This is a genomic window from Methanomethylovorans sp. (assembly GCF_050177135.1).
Classification (GTDB): Archaea; Halobacteriota; Methanosarcinia; order Methanosarcinales; family Methanosarcinaceae; genus Methanomethylovorans.
In genome coordinates, this window is sequence record NZ_JBFXHJ010000188.1 from 1 (window position 1) to 3766 (window position 3766).

Below are 3766 nucleotides of genomic sequence, written 5' to 3' on the forward strand. Positions count from 1 at the left end.
ATTTATAATCGAAGTAGTTGGCTGCACAGAACTTGCAGACCCTTGCAGGGGAATGTGGTTCTTTCTTGTGGAGAGATATTATGTTAGTCATCATAGTTGCTGTCACTGGTTCACTGGTAAGCAGACATGGGAAATCAGCCAGTCTCATCAGGGCAGAGAACCTCACTGTGATGGCACATGCCGGATAAGTGTACCATTGTGGGTTATTGAGGACTGTATTTCTTTCTATGGGACTCAGGTCTATAGGTATTCCCTGAATTACACAACCAGCACCTCTTGGCTTGTGATCTATGATCCTTTCTCCTTTCTCTATCAGGTCGATGAAGTCAACGTTATGCAATTCTGCCGCAGCACCTCTTTTGGGATTGGTGAGTACTAGATTATGGAATCTCTTCACCAGCAGGTCCAGCACCATCATAGTGGTGAACCCATCCATCCACAGGATCTTTGTAGCCGCCGCAGCTGCTGCGTCCGTGGCTATGGTGAGCGGAGAATATTCGTTCCTGAATTTGCCTTTGGCTTTCTCCATTGTAGCTTCCATTACCTCAGTAACAGCATTGATCACAGCCATGACCACATCGTCCTTTGTCATGTTGAACATGGACTGGGATATGTGATGCGCCACATCACCTACTCCATAGGCAGGGACCGTGACTATGTTACCATAGAACACTTCATCATCCATTGCAGCCTTTACGGTGTTTCTCATCTTGTCCTTATACTGTGCCATATATTTACGCACGTCAAAGGACGTATGACCGGCTTCGTCCATGAGCCTGGCCTGGGCATCCGTGGGCGTATCATAGACCATCTTCAGCATGTCTATTTCTTCTTTCATAGCTTCGGATAGCGTCTTACCTTCCTCGATGGCCATCTGGAACTTTGCTCCCACTCCGTAAGAAGTGTTCATGCCCCATGATTTTGACGAAAGGATAGCACGCTTGTGATCCTGTGGTATATCCATTTTCTGCAGGATCCTGTTGACAACATTACTTGTACTTCCGGGTACAAATGCAAAGTCTACCACACAAGTGGGTCCATAGAACCCTCCATACCTGCGCACTGACTCTTTTCCAATAAGGGCTTCAGACCTTCCTATCTCATCCACGAACTTTTCAACGGATTTTCTGAAAGCAGGGTCTTCCTCATACAGGATCTCCATTATAGGCGGTGTCTGGTAATGTTCCACAAAAGGATCATCTTCTGGCCTGACAGTGTCAGTAAGCCCGGTAAGCACGTTGAAATGTGTGTTAACCGAATCCATATGAAGGGCAAAGACCGACTTGGCTTGTTCGCCCATGGGTTCCATTTTATTCACAGCATCGACATAAGGCTGTGCATCCTTTACCTTGAATGTGGTTCCCCTCTTTGCATTGATAGTATTCACTACAGCTCTCTGTGCACCCATGGCTTCTTTGGCCATTTTATCGTATAGTTCTTTCATTCACATACCCCTGTATTTTTTTGTAGCTGTTGCAACAGGAAGGTAGCAGTTCCACTCAATGAACAATTTGTAATGGTAAACAGATCATCCATTTATAAAATGGACACATCCATGTGCACCCTCACTCAATTGCTAACACCCATTATAAAAATAGTGGGAAGTTGTATAAATAATAAACCCTGCTCATAAAAAAGGTTGAATTTCAAATATCTAAGGAATATCCCAGGCTGCCAACCCCTATCTTTGCAGCGTATTCCAGATGTATCATCGGATCAATACCCCATACATCCTTAATGGAGTGTATGCAGCCCTCTTCACCTATTTTTTTATTGATCTGATCAAGGCTGGCCTTGTCAATGGCAACAGGGTCCATTGAGGCAAGCATACCCACATTTCCTACAAAAGCGGGAGCAGAAAAATTGAAACAATCGCATCCAGGGGTCAGATCAAATACCCAGTTGATATATCCTATCTTTCCGGGCAGGAGCTTGACTGGTCCCAAAGCAGCTTCCCCTAAACGGGCCTGTATTTCATTGGTACAGTTCTCAGGAGGTGCTATGGCTCCGAATCTGCATGATTCCAGACATGATAATTCTCCTTTGCAAAGATCCTTATTGACAGCAGCTTTGCCATTTTCCAGGGATATGGCATCCCAAGGACATGTTTTTATGCATTTGCTGCAGCCAGTACAGCTTTCAATATCAATGTCCGGCTTACCAGGTGCGTGCACTTTTGCTTTGCCTTCCTTGTCCAGACATCCCATGCCCAGGTTCTTCACAGCACCACCGAAACCTGATGCAGGATGGCCTTTACAATGTGAGATCATGATCATCGCATCAGCCTTTGCAATGGAAGAAGCTACTGTGATCTCGTCTATATATTCCCCTCCTATGGGTACCTTCACACTGTCATCCCCAAGCAGGCCATCTGCAGAAATGAACGGTGCGTTCATACTACCGAACGTAAAGCCATTCACGGCTGCGGTCCAGAGCATGTCAGCGCCGTTGAACCGTTTTCCACCGTAAAGGACAGTGGTATCTGTAATGAATGGTATTCCTCCGGCCTCTTTTACAAGATCTGCGATCGTACGGACTATGACGGGACGCACATATGTGGTATTACCGTATTCTCCGGGATGTATCTTGATGGCTACAAGATCACCTTCCTCAACCGCAGTTATTTTCCTGAAAAGTTCCTTTATCTGGTCAATCTGGGTATTTGTCGGTCCTACATCTGCAGCAGATCTAAAAAATACTTTGCTCATACTGTTTCCTCCCTCAGCTACCTAGCGAAAGATATTTTGTGGCATAACGATATAAAAACATATGTTATATCAGCGGTAGAAGTTCTGTAAATTTAACTATAGCTTTCCATCAAAACTGTTCTATTTTCATTGCAGCCATGAATATACTCATATATAGCACGTATGTTTTTTTAAAAGATATATAGAATATTTTGATAAAATATATATGCCCTTTCCACATACTATAGGACGTATAAAGACAATTGGAGCAAATAAATGAAAAAGCGAGTAAAAATGGAAAAATTAGAGTGTGGTGAAACAAATGGTTTCCACGCAATAATCAATGGTCGTATTGAAAGTTCCTTCACCACTGAAGATATGGAGACCTACCGTTTCATGATCGGTGGAATACTTGGTAAGTGAAGTGCAGAAATGAAGTTAGTCAGAACAACAATTTTGAGGATGTGTCGTATTAATGGAAAACACTGCTGGGAAGGTCAGGCCCACGAACATTATACGAAAAAAGAAAGATATTGCAGCATCAGAAGGAACAGTCAGCATCAATTCCTCTGAACTTAGCAGAAAATGGTTCAAGACGGTCGAGTATTTTACGTGTGTGGACGATATTAATTTCTGACGCAACTAGCAGATATCATCCACATACCAGTCCACATAGGCAACGAGCTCTTTCTTCTCCCAATCCTTTAGTCTTGCAGGACTGTCTTTCCGTGCACCGTCAAACAGGTCTTTCATCATGCTTTCATCAAGCACATGTACTTTGTATGTTCCCTTCTCGGCCATCCTTATATAATAGCCGGGTGCCAATGTATCGGATTTTTTCCACATTTTTATTTTTTCATAATCCCATAGAGATGTAGCCCATTGTGCAAGCTTTAAGATATATTCATCCGCTACATCCTCAACGGTTCCGAGAATGACGCAGTGCTTACAGTCTTTTGTTAATTCAATACTGTTTTTGTGGCGAACTATCTCTGACATGATAAAAACCAAATAAGACAACAAACAAGTACTATAATTATGTTGTGTTCTATTCTCAGAGACCTGACACTATTCTATGA

5 protein-coding genes are annotated in these 3766 nt (G+C 43.2%); 2 read left to right on the top strand and 3 right to left on the bottom strand.

Translation table 11 applies throughout. The features are described from left to right. The coding region (locus AB7U21_RS11165) for a DUF2193 domain-containing protein (protein ID WP_428389089.1) at window positions 1-1444 on the bottom strand (1444 nt) is incomplete at its 3' end. Window positions 1445-1646: 202 nt separating this feature from the next. Next, window positions 1647-2708 carry a DUF362 domain-containing protein gene (locus tag AB7U21_RS11170; protein WP_333787060.1) on the bottom strand — a complete coding sequence of 354 codons (1062 nt, stop codon included), beginning with the start codon at window positions 2706-2708 and terminating at the stop codon, window positions 1647-1649. Between the two features lie 255 nt (window positions 2709-2963). On the opposite strand from AB7U21_RS11170, the gene AB7U21_RS11175 reads away from it, so the two are divergent. Continuing rightward, window positions 2964-3110 (top strand): hypothetical protein, encoded by a 147-nt coding sequence (locus AB7U21_RS11175; protein WP_333787059.1) that lies wholly within the window; start codon window positions 2964-2966, stop codon window positions 3108-3110. Window positions 3111-3162: 52 nt separating this feature from the next. Further along, on the top strand, window positions 3163-3324 hold the full coding sequence (locus tag AB7U21_RS11180; RefSeq protein WP_333787058.1) for a hypothetical protein: 162 nt from the start codon (window positions 3163-3165) through the stop codon (window positions 3322-3324). 5 nt (window positions 3325-3329) lie between these two features. On the opposite strand, the gene AB7U21_RS11185 is transcribed toward AB7U21_RS11180, so the two are convergent. Continuing rightward, window positions 3330-3686, bottom strand: coding sequence for a hypothetical protein (locus tag AB7U21_RS11185; protein WP_333787057.1), 357 nt, complete (start codon window positions 3684-3686; stop codon window positions 3330-3332). Between the last annotated feature and the right edge of the window lie 80 nt (window positions 3687-3766).

What these genes read in the sequence shown, in the direction of transcription:
- AB7U21_RS11175 (WP_333787059.1), top strand. Translation starts at nt 2,964, where the DNA reads ATGAAAAAGCGAGTAAAAATGGAAAAATTAGAGTGTGGTGAAACAAAT.
- AB7U21_RS11185 (WP_333787057.1), bottom strand. Translation starts at nt 3,686, where the DNA reads ATGTCAGAGATAGTTCGCCACAAAAACAGTATTGAATTAACAAAAGAC.
- AB7U21_RS11180 (WP_333787058.1), top strand. Translation starts at nt 3,163, where the DNA reads ATGGAAAACACTGCTGGGAAGGTCAGGCCCACGAACATTATACGAAAA.
- AB7U21_RS11170 (WP_333787060.1), bottom strand. Translation starts at nt 2,708, where the DNA reads ATGAGCAAAGTATTTTTTAGATCTGCTGCAGATGTAGGACCGACAAAT.